This is a genomic window from Nostoc cycadae WK-1 (genome assembly GCF_002897135.1).
GTDB lineage: Bacteria > Cyanobacteriota > Cyanobacteriia > Cyanobacteriales > Nostocaceae > Nostoc_B.
This window is the reverse complement of record NZ_DF978427.1, coordinates 1-18,451: the sequence shown is the minus strand read 5'-3', so window position 1 is coordinate 18,451 and position 18,451 is coordinate 1. Positions and strand designations below refer to the sequence as shown.

The following is an 18,451-nucleotide window of genomic DNA, read 5'->3' as shown; positions in this document are numbered from 1 at the left end:
GCTGAAATTGACTAACGACTTTTGCGGTTACAATACAACACCAAAAATATAAATAATCCTAGTCCCACAAGATATTTAATTGGGTTTGGTACATTGGGATTAGGCGAAAAAAAGCCTTCTATTGTACCAGCAATAATTAACATAGGTACAATCCCAAAAACTAATTGTGCTGCTTGGGAACCATAGAACTTTAACGCATCACCACGGCGATATTTACCAGGAAATAAAATTGCTCTGGCTAATAATAAACCTGCACCACCAGCAAAAAATATTGCAGGTAATTCTAAAGCACCGTGGGGAAAAACAAAAGCCCAAAAAGGATAAGCTAAATTATTTTGACCGACTAAAGTACCAACCGCACCAATTAATAAACCATTGAATACCATTAAATAAGTTGTGTATGCTCCCGCAGAGATTCCACCAGCAACCGCACCAAAAGACACCGAAAGATTATTAATCATGATGCTGCTGGATGCTAACGGTTCAACTCCCACAATCGATCCCATCCATAATTTATGCTCATCCCGTACCTGAGAAATTAAGTGTTGTGGTACTACAAGAGACATAAATGTTGGGTCTTGCCAAGCATACCACCAACTAACTAATGCCCCTAGCAAAAACAAAGCTGTAGCTGTAGCAATGTAGACAAATGTTTGCTGCACCACAGATGGTAATCCCCAACGGTAAAATTCCAGCGCCGCCCGCCATTCTTGTCGCCGAGAACCTTGGTAAATCTGCGTGTAACCACGAGTTGTTAAATTTTGCAAACTTTGAATTAAAGTTTGACCAATTTGTTGTGTGCGGGCGCGGGCTAAATCAGCTGCAACAGAACGATATAAACTGGCTAATTCTCTAATTTCCTGGGCGCGGACTGATTTCAGCCCCTTTTTTTCTACTTGCTTTAATAAGGTATCTAAACGCTGCCAATTTGGTTCTCTGCGGGCAATCCAACGTTGAATGTTCATAAAGTAGGGGAGTAATTTGTAAATAACGTGATGTGCAACAACCCCCCTCTCCAAACCTCTCCCCTGGGAGGAGAGAGGCTTTGACTCTTGCTCCCCTTCCTAGTAGGGAAAGGGTTGGGGGTTAAGTTTGAGCAAAAGTTGCACAGGGCGTTAAATCATTTAGGATTGTTAGATTTTAGGTTAGCAATTAAGATTCATTTTCTAAAATTTAGTCACCAACGCAGCCTGAAACATCGATAAATTCTACATTTCTTAATTACGAATTACGAATTACGAATTACGAATTGCTCTAACCTACCTTAAGATAGCCACAAATTCACAACTGTACTTTCAGGGAAATTTGGCATCATGTCTGGAAACCTTGGTTCTCCCACACCCATACAACCACTCAGCGTGGGGAATGTTGTCAGCGCAGGAATCCGCTTGTATCGTTCTCATCTTAAGGATTATTTTTTACTGGCATTGAGAGCATATATATGGTTATTCATACCTGTATATGGATGGGCAAAGTGTTACGCTCTAATCTCGCTGATTTCGCGTTTGGCTTTTGGTGAATTAGTTAATCAGCCTGAAACTATCTCATCAGGTGAGCGCTTTGTCAATTCTCGGAAGTGGCAATTTTTGCTGATGATGCTGTTAATGTTTCTGGTAGGTATAGGTGTTGTTGTTGGGATGGTGATTTTATTTGCGTTGTTTGGTGTTTTATCAGCAGCCTTGGTTGGGGGAGTTGGTCAACAGGGAAATCCTGCTAGTATTGTTTTATTGATTGCGATCGCTGTTGTTGTAGGTATTGCAGCTTTTATCGGAGTTTTATGGCTGTTAACGCGGTTTTATTTAGTGGATGTACCCTTAGCTATCGAAGAGAATATTGATGCGACATCAACCATTAGCCGCAGTTGGGAGTTAACCCAAGGTTATGTTTGGCGGATTATGTTTATTTCCTTTGTGGCTTTTTTGATTACAATACCAATTCAAATAGCATTTCAAATTGTTTCAGGAATTGTTCAGTTGGTTCTTGGCTCCTTGATTGGAGAAGATTTAGGATTTTTTACTCTAGTTTATTCTGTGTTAATTTTGGCTTTAAGTTTTGCTGGCAGTGCTGCAATTGTACCGTTTTGGCAAACAGTCAAAGCAGTGATTTATTACGACCTCCGCAGTCGCCGTGAAGGGTTAGGCTTGCAGTTACGCGACCATGAAATTTAAAGACTAGTACAAATATTATTATGCAGTTTTTTAACCGCGTTAAATTCCGCACACCCGAAAGTGTCGAACTAGAATTTACCCTCGCTGGTATAGGAAACCGTGCTTGGGCTTTACTAATTGACTATTTCGTATTGGCTGTAATTTTATTAGTGTGTATCTATACCTGGATTTCTATATCTGGTCAGTTAGCCGATATTTTGCAGGATCAAGATACTATTGGTTCACAAGTGGGACTTTGGTTAATCGCCATTACTTTTTTACTTCTGTTCGGAATTTACGTTGGTTATTTTGTATTTTTTGAAACTATTTGGCAAGGACAAACCCCAGGAAAACGCTTTGCTAAAATTCGCGTTGTGCGAGATGATGGTAGACCTGTTGGGTTAGCCCAAGCAACTTTACGTGCCTTATTGCGCCCTTTAGACGAATTTTTATTTCTGGGATCTTTTTTAATTATGTTTAGTCACCGGGAAAAGCGTCTGGGTGATTGGGCGGCTGGTACAATTGTGATTGAGGCAGAAAGAGCGATCGCCTCAGCAACTTTCACAATTTCTGAACAAGCTAAGTTGCTTTATACAGAATTACTCAGCATTGCCGATTTATCTCAACTACTACCCGATGATTTTGCCATAATTCGGGAATATTTGCAGCGACGCGGCGCAATGGCAGCCAAATCAAGAGTTGCTCTTGCTTCTAAATTAAGTCAACAGGTTGCAGCTATTATTAACTTAGAGCAATTGCCAGAAGTCCCTCCTGATATATTTCTAGAAGCTATTTACTTGGCTTATCAACACAAAGAATTTTAGACATTTCACCCCAATTGCTTTGATAAAGATTCTAATTGGTTTAAACTTCAACTAATCCCTAATTAGAGATTGAAACGGAATATTTACCTATGGTTGCTGGGAAGCAGTGGCGGCCGAAGCCTTAGAAAGACAAAAACCATTGCTTGAATCCGAGGAATAACAGTCGTCCCACTTTTGCTTTTTGATTCCGTACTCTCACTCTTACTCATCGGCGACATCCTCAGCTAAAACCGAAATACGGCAGATGATGGGTAGCTCCCCTCGCTCAATCTGCCGCCATCTGCCGAGGAATCTCATGGAAATTTTAACTATCGCTCAAGAGGTGGAAGAGGCGATTGCCCAGCCTGTATCTACAAAACTGCAATTCGGAATCTTAGTCTTATCCCTACAATCCAAAGACCCAAGTATTTGCACCCCAATCATTGAAAAACTCAACCAAATCAAACCCGACCGAATGCACATTCAAATAGTCGGTACGGGGTGGAACAAGATGTTCAAATTTACAAATGGTACTTATGTTGCAAGTGGCAATGATACAAACGCAGGATTAATTGTATTGGTGTTAATTGGTGGGGCGATCAGTTGGGTGGTTTGGAGTGCTGTTACTTATAAGCATCCTGCACCTATTCCTGTGGCAGAAGCCAACCCGAATGAGGGAAAGCTATTTTTGGGACGCGGCCCTACTGGATACGAACTTTGGGCAGATAAAAGCTGCGTCTATGTACAAAATATCAAGTATTCTGATTTTGAGCGACTGAATACAGATTTTGAAGGTTTCAAAAAAGCGGTTAAACAAACCACTGGTTATAAATGCGTTTTGGTAGAAGCAAAGTAAAACAGTATCTAAAACGGATCTATTGGAGAGACTATCCCTCTTATGTCAAACTGGGAAAAGCCTATCATTGCAAGCATTTCGGAGCTTTACTTTTCAGCTTTTAGCTAGAATTTTTGGTTTCTATTAGAAAAGAAAGACTCAAAGTTTGATTAGATAAAGGTTCTAATGTATCGCTACGATTATTGTTTTACGAAAGTGACAAAACAGGGCTATACTCAATAAACCTTAAAAAACTGCCCAACCTCAGCCCAGCAGTAGCATCATTTGTTGCTTTATCTTATCCTTAAAGGTTTTGTTGTGGCAGGTTTAAACTTTAACTAATCCTTATTAGGGATTGAAACTAATTTTTCTCGAACCAATGCCTCATCTCTAAAACCAGTCAAAATGGCTGTTTCATCTTTAACAAAAAGCGGACGTTTGAGCAGCATTGCATCAAATGCAAATGCGTCAATCCATTGTTGTTCAGTCCAAGTCTTTTTTTCTTCGCCTAAAGCGCGGTAAGATTGCCCAGAGGTATTTCGCATAGGAGCATAACCCAGAGATTTTACCCAATTTTGGATTTGCTCACGGGTAGGTGGATTATCTTTAGTATTGATAAACTCATAGTCAATTTGGTTATTTTGCAGCCAAGTTAGAGCTTTTTTACAAGTACCGCAATTAGGAATGCCGTAGACTTTAAGAGGCATAAAAAAAGTTGAGTAACAGTTTCCAGACATAACATTAACAGTTAACAATGGTCTAATATCTGCTTTTCTCTGGGTCATATCATGTCCGGTAAATTACTTGTGATATGTCCGCCGTGATTGCAACGAAGTGGAACGACGCGATCGCCTGGACTCTGCGATTACTTCGCTGCGCTCGTAATGACAAGCATTTAGCCGGACTTGATATTATTCCATTGCCAAAAACTAGGAATTATTTGCTCCTAATTGAAGGCTATAAAGATTGGCATAGACTCCTTGTTGTTCTATGAGTTCTGTATGAGTTCCTTGTTCGACTATTTGTCCTTGTTGAATGACTAACACCTGATCAGCCTGAGTCACGGTGCTGAGACGGTGAGCAATGACAAAGCTGGTACGATTTTTTAACAAACGAGCGATCGCACTCTGCACTAGTGTTTCTGTACGAGTATCAATACTACTAGTTGCTTCATCTAAAATCAAAATTCGTGGATTAATCAACACCGCACGGGCAATACTAATTAGTTGGCGCTGTCCTTGACTCAGGGGCGCACCTCTTTCACCTAATTGGGTGGCGTAACCTTGTGGTAGTGAGGTAATGAACTCATGCACATTTGCCAATTGAGCCGCACTTTCTATATCGGCTTGGCTGGCGTAAGGAGCGCCAAAGGCAATATTTTCGGCGACAGTCCCACTGAACAAAATATTATCTTGTAAAACAATGCCAATTTGACGGCGCAAACTAGCTTGCGTCACACTCCGCACATCAATGTTATCAATTTTGACTGCCCCACCAGACACATCATAAAAACGCAATATTAGGTTAATTATTGTCGTCTTACCTGAGCCTGTTGACCCTACTAGTGCAATCATTTGCCCAGGACTAGCGTGTAAATTCACTCCTTTGAGAACCAGTTGCTCTGGGTTATAGCCAAAGGTGACATTCTCAAATCTCACCTCGCCTTGAATAGCCGGCATTTCTTCAGCATCTGGTGCATCTTGGAGTTTGGCTGGTTCATCTAACAGCAGAAAAATTCGCTCTAATCCGGCAAAGGCTGATTGAGCTTGGGTGTAAAACTGGCTGAGAATTTGGATAGGGCGAAAAAATTGCTGGACGTACAGTAAAAACGATGTGACGACACCAACTGTGGCGGCTCCGGTGACGGCGAGATAACCCCCAAATGCTAGTACACCTGCGGTTGCGAGGGTATTGAGAAAATCAATCGACGGTAAAAAGGCCGCAGTAATAGCCACCGCCTCGACATTCGCATCTCGATTAGCAGCGTTGAGAATATCGAATTCTTGAATATTGACTTGTACACGATTAAATGCTTGGGCTTCGCGCACACTGCTAATATCTTCTTCTAACTTGGCGGAAAGGTCGCCTATGGTTTGGCGTGTAACGCGAAATCTGGCTCTCGCCCACCGGGAAAATAAACTAGTGGTAAAAATCATTAGTGGCACAACTAGGTTGCTCAACAAGCCGAGTTGCAAATTAATTGTCAGCATCGCAATAACAATACCCACCAAACTGAAAACGTTACCCAACATTTGGGCGACGGTTTGACCAAATGCCTGATTTACGGTATTAACATCATTCAATAAGCGACTCATTAAATCGCCGGCTTCACTGCGGTCAAAAAAGCTGAGTGGTAAACTCTGAATTTTCAGAAAAATATCTTGTCGCAGTTGTGCCAACAATCGCTGCATAATCCAGCCGACGCGAATAATTTGACCACGGGTTGCCGAAATACCCAGTACATAGATTAGTGCTAGTAATCCTAACAACAGCAACAACCCCGGTAAATTACCTTTGGCAATGAGATGGTCAATAGACCAACCCAGTAAGAACGGCCCGATCGCCTGCGTTGATGCACCAATTAGTACTAATGTCAAGGCAATGGGAATTTCTTTGCGATAGGGACGCAGATATTGTAAAAAGCGCCGTAAGGTTGAGAGTTGCTGAGTTGCCAGTTGCTCGGATGCAACAATCGGGCCTGTAGCTCTCATAAGAATTTAGGATTTTAGATTATAGGTTGGGGATGGGGAATTGTTGTCTGCGGCTGGCTAGGAATTAATGATTTGTCGCAATTATTGTTTGTTTTACGTTGACAAAACCTTTCAAATCATCTCATAAATGTGCTGTGGAAATCATATTTGATTTTGGCACGAGAGTTGTAGATGGCAAGCAACGCACTCCTTTCCCAGGGTAATACCGTTTCACTTTAAGTTTGATACAAATAGACCGCAGGGGGGCAGAGGAGCAGAGGGGCGGAGGAGAAATTATTCGGATCATTTATTTAGTGAAATGGTATAAGGGCGAATGACTACGTTATTTGTTCTGTCTGCTTGATTTGAGATTCCAAAATTGCGCCGTAAAGTGGGCTGGTTTGCATCAATTCTTCATGGGTTCCTTGGGCTACCAATAGACCTTTATCTATCAACAAAATGCGATCGGCATTTTTGACTGTACTAATGCGTTGCGCTACTACAAAGGTGACACAAGCTTTTTGCTGCATTAAATTATCTAGTTCAGCTTGAATATGGGCGGCGGTTTTCGCATCTACCGCAGAGGTACTATCATCCAAAATCAGAATACTGTAATCGGTGAGTAAGGTACGAGCGATCGCTATCCGTTGTTTTTGTCCGCCAGATAAGCCAACACCGCGCTCACCGACAATTGTTTCGTAGCCATCGGGCAAGCTAATAATAAAATCATGAATCTGGGCAGTTTTTGCTACCTCTATTACCTGTTCTAAGGTGGCTTTGGGTTTGGCGTAGGCGATATTTTCGCGGATAGTGCCAGAGAATAAAGTTGTTTCTTGAAAGACAATGCCGATATGCGATCGCAAACTTTGCAGGGTAAAATCCCGCACATCCCGCCCGTCAATACGGATGGCTCCCCCAGTTACATCATAAAAACGCGGAATCAAGTTCATAACTGTGCTTTTGCCGGAACCTGTCATGCCCAGAACAGCAATTAATTCTTTGGGCTTGGTTTCAAAGGAAACATTTTTCAGCGCTTCGGTTGTGGCTCCCGGATAGCGAAAGGAGACGTTTTCAAAGGTAATTCTGCCGCCACAAATTTCAAATTGTTGGGCATGAGGGCGATCGCGGATTTCGACTGCGGCATCTACTACTTCAAATACTCGTGTCGCCGAGGCTGCGGCTTGGGCGATCGCTGGGGCGGCAAAACCAATTAATAAAATAGGTTGAAAAATTAACACTAAGTAAGAATTAAACGCCACCAATTCCCCAATGGAAAAGCTACCGCCAATTACCTGGCTTCCCCCATAGCCAAACACTGCCAGCGTCACCAAGTTACTCAGCAAAAAGATATAAGGAAAGGTATTGCGGATAGCACGAATCGTCTGCATATTTGCTGTGACGAGGCCATCGTTCAAGGTGGTGTAACGCGACTTTTCGGCAGACTCCCGCACAAAGGCTTTAACTACACGTATCCCTAGCAAATTCTCTTGTAAGACCGCATTCAGATTCCCCAATTGCTGTTGTATTTGTCCAAACAGTTGGTTATTTCGACCAATGAATTGTGCCATCAACCATGCTGATATCGGTACTACCGACAAGGTAATTAAAGCGAGTTGCCAATTCATCATTAGCAAAAGTATCGCAATAGTTACCAATGTCACCAATCCCCCAATCACCTGAATCAAGCTAGTACCGACAAATGTGCGGATTAGCTCAATGTCACTAGTCACACGGGTTAACAATTGGGAGGTTTGCGATTGGTCATGATAGCTAAAACTGAGATTTTGAATTTTGCTGAAAATTTTGTTGCGTAAGTCATAAGCAACACCTTGAGAAGCGGCTTCTGCCAAATAGCTTTGACCAAAGTTAAACAAACCGCGGGCGATCGCCGCTACTACCATCCAAGCCGCACTGTAAAGCACTATCTGTAAGTTTCGCGGCGCAATCCCTTGATCAATTCCCCAACGAAATAATTGCGGAGTTACAGCATTTGCCACTGTCAATAATAAGACACTGATCAAAGCTCCCAATGAAATCCAGCGGTAATTGCCTAAACTCTCTAGTACCCGCTGAATTGAACGCATCGACGAAGTTTGCCGGAGTTCTGGTCGTTGCACCAATTGTCGTCACCTCAACATCTTACACTTCTAAATCGGAAACTCTTGGGAGGGCTTGGTGTAATCTTGTATTTTAAGTCTGTTTATTTAATTATTAATTTTTTCCCTGACACCCTGACACCCTCACATCCTTACACCCATTCTCATTCCCTATTTCCGCACAGTCACCACTGGTAATTGTACTGTGACAGTCGTACCTGATGCAGCATCAGAAGAAATAGAAAATTCTCCACCATGAGCATTGACAATGCGTTTCGTAATCGCCAGCCCCAGTCCAGTACCAGCAGATTTTGTTGAGAAGAATGGCTGAGTGAGTTTAGAGAGAATTTCTGAAGGAATTGGCTCACCGCCATTACAAACATTGATGCAAACTTGACCTGGAGATGAATTTTTCACTTCCCAAATAATCACATCTCCTGAAGCAACTGCTTCACAAGCATTACGCACAACATTGATAAATACCTGTTTGAGCTTATCTTTATCTCCTAAAATTTTGACTGGATGTGGGCTAGGGATAAATTCAATTTTGCGTGAGAGTGCTTCTGGCATTTCTCTAATTAATTTTTGCAATTCTTGAATGAACTCATTCACATCTAATTCACCCAGTTGCAACACTTGGGGTTTAGCATAAAGCAAAATTTCACTCAGCAGATTTTCTAACCGTGTAGCTTCGCTCAGTGCTAACGATAATCGCTCTTTAGCTGCTGAGTTTAATATAGTTTTTTTGAAGTAGTTTAATCCCATGATCATTGTCGTCAAGGGATTCCGAATTTCATGGACAATCATGGCTGCAAACTCGCCAATAGCCGCGAGTCGTTCTTGTTCTACCAGCTTGGCTTGGGCTGTCCGCAGTTCGGCAGTGCGTTTTTCTACTTCAGACTCTAAAACTTGATTAAATTTGCACTGTTGTTGGTAGAGATAATAATTATCAATGGCTGTAGCTGCCCGTTCTGCAAATACTTCGGCAACTTGAATTTCTTCTTTTATAAACTCTCTTTGCTGGCGATGAAAAGAGCAGATAGTCCCAATTACTTTTCCTTCTGCTGTCCGTAATGGTATGCCTAAATAAGCATAGTAACCTTCGGGAATCTGCCCATACTCAGGATTTTTTACCGCATCTTCTACTGCTAAGGGGCGACCAATTTCGATTACAGTCCCAGTGAGCAAACCATGTAGTGAATAGACATGTTCACCCTCACCCATATCAATACTACTGGCTAGTACTTGCTCAAAACCTTTTTGGCACACGGTCACAACTGACCAATCTACTTCTAGTAATTCACTAACTCCACAGGCAATACTCTGTAGGTAACTATTTAGCTCCCCAGATCGATAGTTCAAACAGGATAAAAATGCGATCGCTCGTCTTTCGCGCTGCCATAGTTGCTTTTGCAACAAACTTGTTTTACCACTGGCTTTGCTCATATTTGCCTGTTGCAGAAGTTAATATTTTTTTAATAATCATTAATCCTAAGTTCAAAATCTTCTCCAGTAATTATCCTGGACATATATCATAATTTAACTAACTTTGGATTTTCGATTTAATCATAAGAAATAATACTGGAATTACATCCTAATTTCTACTATTGATTAATAAATATTTGATTAAATTAATAAATTTTAATAACATCTCAATTAGAAAGTAAATTCGTTAAATAGTTCCTGAACATTATCTACTAATAATATAGAGGTTAATCTAAGATTAATACATAGTTAACAATTAGCTAAGTTTTAAGCTATTGCAAAGTTACGATGAAAATATAGCGGTAGTCAGATATGTTAGGACAATTTGAAAGCTTGAATGCCAGGAATAATAAAACTTTTTCTCCAGCATAGCTGCCTTCTGCGATAAATCTGCGACGCAGAACTGATATCAGTTATCATTCCGTGTATCTGTGCAGAAACCGGAAAACCCTCTTCTCATCTGTCTCTTTGTAAGCTAATCAGCATTTAAGCTGCACTATTGAAATTGTAAATAAATGACTTAAACCCTCTCCTCTGCCCCTCTGCTCACGCCAGTCGCTACAAGTCGGGGAACCCGCCCAACGCGCTGGCTCCCCTGCGGTCTAAACTGCAAACTAGGTGCTTAACAGCTTATGTGATCACCCGTAATCTTAGTCTCTTATTAATAAAAAACAGTATTTACACTGTCGGCAATTGTAAAAAATAAAGCGAATATTTTGATAGATATTATACTCGTTATGTCAAAAATAACGGGAATTAACTAGATAACTAGTCTGGCAGAATAAATTTTCTAGTTACGTTGGCAAGTCTTATTTGTCAAGGACTACAGCGACTTCGAGCGCCGAGAAAAATGACTCAATATTCATGCGTGGGTATTTAAGTGTGAAGACAGAATTAATAATTAATTATACGCACAGACATATACAAATTTGTCAACCGCGCATAATACCACTGAAGCCTTTAACATTCAGCTTTGTTATTGCAGCAGTATTGTGCAATTATCATCAGGCGATCGCCCAAACTTCTAATCCTCAGACCTTACCATCTGGAAGGATTGAAGAGATTTCTGTTCCTTCCTTACCTTCAGATGCACTACCGCAACCATCAGACCAAGAGCCATTACTTCCACCTGTGCAGTTACCTGGTGAAGCGACACCCACAGAGGATGATTCTAATGCCAAATTCCGGGTTGATCGCATTGAAGTTGTTGGTAGTACAGTATTTAAACCAGAAGATTTTGCCCCAATTACAGCCCCTTTTGTGGGACGAGAAGTAACCTTTGCAGACTTATTACAAGTCAAAGAAGCCATCAGTAAGTTCTACACAGATAAAGGCTATGTCACTACAGGGGCTTTAATTTCACCGCAAACAGTAGATGCGGGAGTGATCAAAATTCAGGTGGTTGAAGGTAGTTTACAAGAAATCCAAATTGTCGGGAATCGGCGATTAAATAGCAACTACATTCGCGATCGCATCCGCATTGGTGCAGGAAAACCCTTGAATGTGCCACGCTTACTGGAAAAGCTGCAACAACTGCGACTTGATCCACGCATTAAAAATCTCTCAGCGGAATTGCAAACCGGTACAACTCCCGGAACGAATATTTTACGTGTCGAAGTTCAAGAAGCCGACACCTTCACAGCTACAGTCACCTTAGATAATGGGCGATCGCCCAGTGTTGGTAGTTTTCGCCGGGGTATAGATGTACAAGAAGCCAATTTACTGGGTTTGGGAGATACCTTGAGTGTAGGTTATACCAATACCGATGGCAGTAATACAATCGCTGCTAGTTACACATTGCCCGTTAATGCTTACAATGGCGCTTTATCCTTTAGTGTTAACCAAGGCTGGAACAACGTCATTGAAAAACCATTTAGCGTTCTCGATATTCAGTCAAATAGCACCGCTTACGAATTCGGATTTAGACAACCATTACTGCAAAAGCCAACCCAAGAATTAGCCGTGGGGGTATCCTTCTCACGTCAAGAAAGTCAAACAAAAATCGGTCTAGATAATATTGGCGGCTTTCCTTTATCGCCTGGTGCAGATGATAATGGTAAAACCAATATTTCTGCCTTGCGCTTTACCCAAGAGTATACCCAACGCAGCAGTAGACAAGTTTTTGCCGCGCGATCGCAATTCAGTTTGGGAGTCGATTGGTTTGGAGCCAATGTCAGCAACGAGGCTCCCGATAGTCGCTTTTTTAGTTGGCGGGGACAAGCACAGTGGGTACGACAATTTGCACCAGATACCCTGTTTTTAACTAGAGGCGATTTACAAATAGCCGCAGATACCCTCGTACCATTAGAGCAATTTGGTCTGGGTGGACAGCTAAGTGTGCGGGGCTATCGCCAGGATACATTACTCACAGATAACGGTATCTTGTTTTCCTCAGAATTTCGATTTCCGATTGTGCGTGCTAACAAAATCCAAGGAGTCCTACAACTAGCACCTTTTATTGATGTTGGTAAAGGCTGGAATACCAAAGGTAACAATCCCTCTTCAAGCACATTAGTAGGTGCTGGGTTAGGGCTGTTGTGGAAACAAGGTAATAACTTCTCCGCCCGTTTGGATTGGGGGATTCCGCTGATATCAGTGGATGGTGCAAAAGAAACTCTCCAAGAAAATGGTTTGTACTTTTCTATGCAGTATTCGCCATTTTGATAGCAAAAGTGGCGTTGCATCAATGCGGGATTGTCATGGCGAGTGCAACGAAGTAGAACGACGCATTACTACCCTGCGGGAAGCCGCGCTTCTACACTTACTTCGCGATCGCTACGTACCCTACTAGTTCGCCGTAATCCCAATTCACAAAAATCTTGATACACATACAAGAACTTGTAGGAGCAAACGGCTTTCTGTCCAGTGTGATACGCGGGTTTTCTTACTTGAGTAAACTGTTCAATTCTGATTGAGAATTGCTGTATGCACATAAATTTTGTCAATCTCCCTGTCTCAATCATTTTGTTAATTGGTATGACTGCATTGGGAACAATAAACACGTAATAAAAAACAAGAAATCGGTTGATGAAATTAACTTTTGTTGGGTTTTACTTTCTCGGTGCAATCTGCATATCTGCAATTTACAACAATTGTGTTCAGGCGCAAGTAATATCTGACAACACTCTTAATACTGCTGTGAGTGGTAGTAGTAATTACACCATCATCAACGGCACTCGTGTCGGCAATAATTTATTTCATAGCTTTAGCCAATTCTCTATACCTACAGGCGATTCTGTTCTGTTTAATAATTCCACTACCGTAGAAAACATCTTCACCCGTGTCACAGGTGGGAGTGTGTCGAATATCGATGGCACAATCAGCGCCAACGGTAGTGCTAATTTATTCTTGCTGAATCCTGCGGGGATTTTGTTTGGGGCTAATGCTAAATTGAATATTGGGGGTTCTTTTGTTGGTACTAGTGCAAATAGCATAGTATTTGCAGACGGGTTAAAGTTTAGCGCCACCGATACTACATCGCCAGCCTTATTAACAATGAGCGCCCCTGTAGGATTGCAACTTGGTAGCAATCCAGGCGCGATTACCGTTCAAGGAGCCGGACACAATGCTAACTTCAGTGCATCGTCATCAATATCTGGACTCAACCTCGGTACAAGAGGATTACAGCTACAATCTGGCAAAACCTTAGCATTAGTGGGTGGGAATATTGCCTTAAATGGAGGCTTACTCTCCGCACCAGGAGGACAAATAGAACTAGGTAGCGTCAGTAACGCCAATGTTGTTCTCAATTCCACTTCTCAAGGCTTTACCCTGAGTTATCCCAATACAGCAAGTTTCGGCAATATTACACTCACCCAACGAGCTTTAGCATCTACACGCGATCTCAGTCGAGGAAATGGCGGATCTGTCAATATTCAAGGCAAGCAAGTAAGTATCCGCGATGGTTCTTTGGTATTAGTCCAAAATCGGAGTAATCAAGCTGCTGGTGATATCGTTGTTAATGCTACAGAATCATTGGATATTATCGGTAAGTCACCTAATTTTGCGAGTTCTAGCAGTTTAGTCAATGACACAGTATCTTCTGCCGCAGCAGGGCATATCATCGTCAATACCCCAAAGTTAAATATTGATCAAGGTGGTTACATCATCAACCGCACATTTAGTGCCGCCTCTGGGGGCAAAATTATCATCAATAGTGATGCAGTGGATGTCAATGGTTTTGCATTAGGCGATCCTTCACCTTTTCGAGCCGTTAGTCAAATATTAACCGCTTCTTTTGGTAAGGGAAAGGGCGGAGATATTTCCATTACCACGCAAGATTTATCTATTTCAGCGGGAGCCAATATAGCCGCTAGACCTTATTCTTCAGGTAAGGGCGGCGATGTGAATATCACAGCAGATACAATTCTGGTGACAGGTGAAGGAACTCCAAAAGGTAGTTATTTTAGTTTACTTTCTGCTGCCACATTCGGGGTTGGCGATGCCGGGAATTTGGACATTAAAACCCGTAAGCTATCGGTTCAAGCTGGTGGTAGAGTATCGGCTTCGAGCATAATTCTCGGAAATGCAGGTTCACTGACTATCAACGCGTCAGAATCGATTGATGTGAGTGGGATGAAACCTGGAGAAACCCCCAGTTATATTGGTAGTGCTGTTCTACCTGTAGGCGCTTTTGGTAAAATTTCCCGCGCTAATGCAGGTAACACTACTATTAACGCCCCACTTGTTACTGTCTCTGATGGGGCGACGATTTTTGTTCAAAATACTGGCTCTGGGACAGCGGGAAATTTGCAAATTAATGCCAATACCCTCACACTCAAGAATGGTGGAAACCTTTTAGCTTCCACAAAAGCAGGCGAAGGAGGTAACATCAACTTGCAACTACGAGATTTACTACTTATGCGTTACGGTGGTTTTGTTAGCGCCGAAGCAGCTGGTACTGGCAATGGTGGCAATATTAGTATTAATGCTCCGGTGATTGTTGGGCTGGAAAATAGTGACATTATTGCCAATGCAGTACAAGGAAAGGGTGGCAATATTAGCATTACAACTCAAGGGATTATTGGTCTAGAATTCCGCGATACTTTGACTCCCAGAGTTGACCTGACCAATGATATTACAGCTAGTTCCGCATTTAATGTTAATGGCACGGTGGAAATTAATAACATTGGTGTTGACCCAAATTCAGGTTTAGTAAAACTACCAGCAAATGTGACTGATCCATCACAGCAAATAGCGAGTGGTTGTTCCGCTAATCCCAGTAGTAGTTTTGTCGCTACCGGACGAGGTGGGATACCACAAAATCCCACACAGGAAATTAGGAGCGATCGCACTTGGTCTGATGTCCGCGACATCTCTGCATTCAACAAAACACAACAAGTCCAAGCCCAAACACCCAAATCACCAGAAACTCTTGTCCAAGCCACTTCTTGGCATCGTAATACCCAAGGCAAAATTGAATTAATTGCAGCTAAATCTTCTACAAATGTTCAGCCATCGTTAAGCTGTGCAGCAGTTCCCAAAAGTTAAATTTAAATCTTCATAGTATTAAAACTCTCATCTGGGAACACTAAATTACCTGTAGAAAATTAGAGATGAATTGATGAAAGTAAGTTTTGCTAACTTGGGCTTCATTGGTGCAATTTTTCTATCTATGATTTGCAACAGTAGTGTTCAAGCGCAAGTCAAACCTGATGGCACTCTCAATACCATTGTGACTGGCAGTAATAGTTACACCATCACGGGAGGCACTGTTGTTGACAAGAATTTATTTCATAGCTTCAGCCAATTTTCGATTCCCAGCAACGGCTCTGTCACCTTCAGCTATAGTGGCAATATCCAAAACATTTTTAGTCGTGTCACTGGCAATAGTGTTTCTGACATTGATGGAAGCATTAACGCTAGTGCAAATCTATTTTTACTCAACCCTGCGGGGATTATTTTTGGTAAAAACGCCAGTTTGAATATTAGTGGTTCCTTTGTAGCGACAACTGCCAATAGCATTAAGTTTGCTGATGGAACTGAATTTAGTGCAGTTAGTCCGCAAACAAACACATTGTTAACTATGAGTGTGCCTATTGGACTACAAATGGGGAATTATCCTTCACCTATACAAGTTCAAGGTACAGGACATAGCTTAAATAGTATCAATAGTTTTTCTCCTTTAATTCGTAATCCTAGCTCAACAAAATTGCAAGTACAGTCAGGCAAAACCCTGGCACTGGTGGGTGGTAATATCAATTTGAATGGTGCTACCATAACGGCTGAAACAGGGCAAATAGCATTAGGTAGTTTAGGTGGTGCAGGATTAGTTAGTTTAGTACCAACTACTCAAGGCTATAAATTGGAGTATGAGCAGGGACAAAGTTTTGCTGATATTCAACTAGCGCAAAAGTCGCTCTTAGATGTGAGTGGGTTCAACTCTGGTGCAGTTCAACTTCAGGGCAAAAATATCAACTTTACTGATGGTTCGTTGATTTTCTCCAAAAATTCTGGCAGTCTTCCTAGTGGAGATATTCATTTAAAAGCATCAGAAGCGATCGCAATTATTGGCACAACACCCAATGCTAAAATTCGCAGTTGGATTCGCTCGGAAGCCTTGGGGAAGGGAGCCAGCGCCAATATCAGTATCATCACTCCTCGTTTGAAGCTTCAAGAAGGTTCAGGAATAAATACTGTAACTTTTGGATCTGCTAACAGTGGCAACATTCACATAAAAGCGACAGATATGCAAGTATCGGGCTTTTCCAGCCTGAATCCTACTGGTGTCACCTCCATTGCCACTGGCACCTATGGAAAAGGAACAGCTGGTAATCTTTTAGTGGAGGGGAATAATTTACTAGTTTCTGAGGGCGCTTCTTTATCTTCGGTGACATTTGGTCGAGGCTCCAGCGGTCAGGTGATAATTCGTAATCAAAATACCACAGTCATGGGCGAAAGCCCTTCTGGGCTTTATAGCAATATTAGTCTAACTAGCTTTGCAACTGGAAATACTCAAGATTTGATATTAGATACTGGCAAGTTACAAATATTGAATGGTGGAGCAATTGGTTCATCTGCATTCTTTCAAGGTAATGGCGGAAATGTACAAATCAAAGCCAGGGAAGCGATCGCCATTAGTGGTAGCAGTAGTAACAATAACAGTAATATTAACTCTTCTGCTGTTCGTTTAAGTCCTCAGTTACGCCAAATATTTAGCTTACCAGATATACTGACGGCAAATGCTGGTAATGTCAGTATTAATACACCCAAGCTGACACTCAGCGATAGTGGGACAGTCAGTGTTACTAGTCAAGGTACTGGTAACGCGGGCAATCTTCAGATCACCGCAGATCAGATCCAATTAAAAAATCAAGCCTTAATTCAGGCACAGACAGAATCTGGTCAGGGTGGTGATATCAACTTGCAAGTAGGAAGTTTGCTGCTGATGCGCGATCGCAGTAAAATTACAGCCACAGCAGGCGGTCAGGGTAATGGCGGTAATATCAATATCAACGCACCTATCATTGTGGGTTTAGAAGATAGTGACATTATTGCGAATGCAGTACAAGGAAAGGGTGGAAATATTCAAATCATCACTCAGGGGATTATCGGTTTAGAATATCGTCCGCAACTGACACCAGAAAATGATATTACTGCTAATTCCCAATTTGGGGTGAATGGTACAGTCGAAGTGAATAATGTTGGTGTTGATCCCAATTCTGGGTTAGTTGAATTGCCTGCAAATGTAAGTGATCCATCTCAACAAATTGCTAGTGGATGTGCAAATACCAACGGTAGTAGTTTTGTCGCTACAGGAAGAGGTGGCATACCGCAAAATCCGACACAGGATATTAGGAGCGATCGCACTTGGTCTGATACTCGTGATATCTCTGCATTCCACACCACAAAACCAGCACAAGCACAAATACCAAAATCTCCAGAAACTCTTGTCCAAGCTACCTCTTGGCGACGTAACGCCCAAGGCAAAATTGAATTAATTGCCGATAAATCTTCTATGAATTTAGCTCCATCATTAACTTGTGCTGCTATTCATAAAAGCTGAAAAAACTCATTATAAAATTACACAGCCACCTCAATAGCAAAATTTACTTTGGGAAAACTAGACACAAGGTAGATAATGACAAATAAGTTGATGAAAGTAACTTTGGCTAACTTAGGTTTAATTGGTGCATTCTACATCTTAGCTATTGGTAACAGCCATGTTCAGGCAGAAGTCTCGCCTGATGGTACTCTCGGCACTGCTGTGTCTGGAAGTAATATTTACAATATCACTGGCGGTACTGCTGTTGGCAACAATTTATTTCATAGCTTTAGCCAATTCTCTATTCCTACAGGTGGTTCTGCAAGCTTCAGTCATAGTTCTAATATTCAAAACATTTTTAGTCGTGTGAGTAGTAATAGTGGGCGTTGCTGAATGAAGGGATGAATAGAT

12 protein-coding genes are annotated in these 18,451 nt (G+C 41.8%); 7 read left to right on the top strand and 5 right to left on the bottom strand.

The genetic code is table 11. The features are described from left to right. Positions 1-11: 11 nt before the first annotated feature. Positions 12-965, bottom strand: coding sequence for a stage II sporulation protein M (locus NCWK1_RS11225; protein WP_103124776.1), 954 nt, complete (start codon positions 963-965; stop codon positions 12-14). Between the two features lie 348 nt (positions 966-1,313). Here NCWK1_RS11225 and NCWK1_RS11220 point away from each other — a divergent pair, with 348 nt between their 5' ends. The 3 genes from NCWK1_RS11220 to NCWK1_RS11210 all read left to right on the top strand — a co-directional run bounded on the left by NCWK1_RS11220 (position 1,314) and on the right by NCWK1_RS11210 (position 3,806). Continuing rightward, on the top strand, positions 1,314-2,168 hold the full coding sequence (locus NCWK1_RS11220; RefSeq protein ID WP_103124775.1) for a DUF975 domain-containing protein: 855 nt from the start codon (positions 1,314-1,316) through the stop codon (positions 2,166-2,168). 20 nt (positions 2,169-2,188) lie between these two features. Beyond that, positions 2,189-2,971: an RDD family protein gene (locus NCWK1_RS11215; RefSeq protein WP_103124774.1), complete on the top strand. Its 783-nt coding sequence runs from the start codon at positions 2,189-2,191 to the stop codon at positions 2,969-2,971. 295 nt (positions 2,972-3,266) lie between these two features. Beyond that, positions 3,267-3,806, top strand: coding sequence for a hypothetical protein (locus tag NCWK1_RS11210; protein ID WP_096577918.1), 540 nt, complete (start codon positions 3,267-3,269; stop codon positions 3,804-3,806). Positions 3,807-4,123: 317 nt separating this feature from the next. Here NCWK1_RS11210 and NCWK1_RS11205 read toward each other — a convergent pair whose 3' ends face one another. From NCWK1_RS11205 to NCWK1_RS11190, 4 genes are all read right to left on the bottom strand, one after another. Then, entirely contained in the window at positions 4,124-4,492 is a 369-nt protein-coding gene (locus tag NCWK1_RS11205) for a Spx/MgsR family RNA polymerase-binding regulatory protein (RefSeq protein WP_096577916.1), read from the bottom strand. A 222-nt stretch (positions 4,493-4,714) separates the two neighbouring features. Next, the gene (locus NCWK1_RS11200) at positions 4,715-6,496 is read right to left on the bottom strand and encodes an ABC transporter ATP-binding protein (protein WP_103124773.1); all 1,782 of its coding nucleotides are present in this window, start codon (positions 6,494-6,496) and stop codon (positions 4,715-4,717) included. A gap of 317 nt (positions 6,497-6,813) precedes the next feature. Continuing rightward, complete coding sequence (locus NCWK1_RS11195) at positions 6,814-8,559, bottom strand: ABC transporter ATP-binding protein (RefSeq protein WP_187308137.1); 1,746 nt, start codon at positions 8,557-8,559, stop codon at positions 6,814-6,816. 183 nt (positions 8,560-8,742) lie between these two features. Then, positions 8,743-10,017, bottom strand: coding sequence for a GAF domain-containing sensor histidine kinase (locus NCWK1_RS11190; protein WP_103124771.1), 1,275 nt, complete (start codon positions 10,015-10,017; stop codon positions 8,743-8,745). Positions 10,018-10,920: 903 nt separating this feature from the next. Here NCWK1_RS11190 and NCWK1_RS11185 point away from each other — a divergent pair. From NCWK1_RS11185 to NCWK1_RS11170, 4 genes are all read left to right on the top strand, one after another. After that, entirely contained in the window at positions 10,921-12,720 is a 1,800-nt protein-coding gene (locus tag NCWK1_RS11185) for a ShlB/FhaC/HecB family hemolysin secretion/activation protein (RefSeq protein ID WP_103124770.1), read from the top strand. Between the two features lie 363 nt (positions 12,721-13,083). Next, on the top strand, positions 13,084-15,546 hold the full coding sequence (locus NCWK1_RS11180) for a two-partner secretion domain-containing protein (protein WP_103124769.1): 2,463 nt from the start codon (positions 13,084-13,086) through the stop codon (positions 15,544-15,546). Between the two features lie 73 nt (positions 15,547-15,619). Continuing rightward, entirely contained in the window at positions 15,620-18,061 is a 2,442-nt protein-coding gene (locus NCWK1_RS11175) for a beta strand repeat-containing protein (protein WP_103124768.1), read from the top strand. 90 nt (positions 18,062-18,151) lie between these two features. Beyond that, a complete protein-coding gene (locus NCWK1_RS11170) occupies positions 18,152-18,433 on the top strand; it encodes a two-partner secretion domain-containing protein (RefSeq protein ID WP_103124957.1) in 282 nt (93 codons plus the stop codon). The last annotated feature ends 18 nt before the right edge of the window (positions 18,434-18,451 follow it).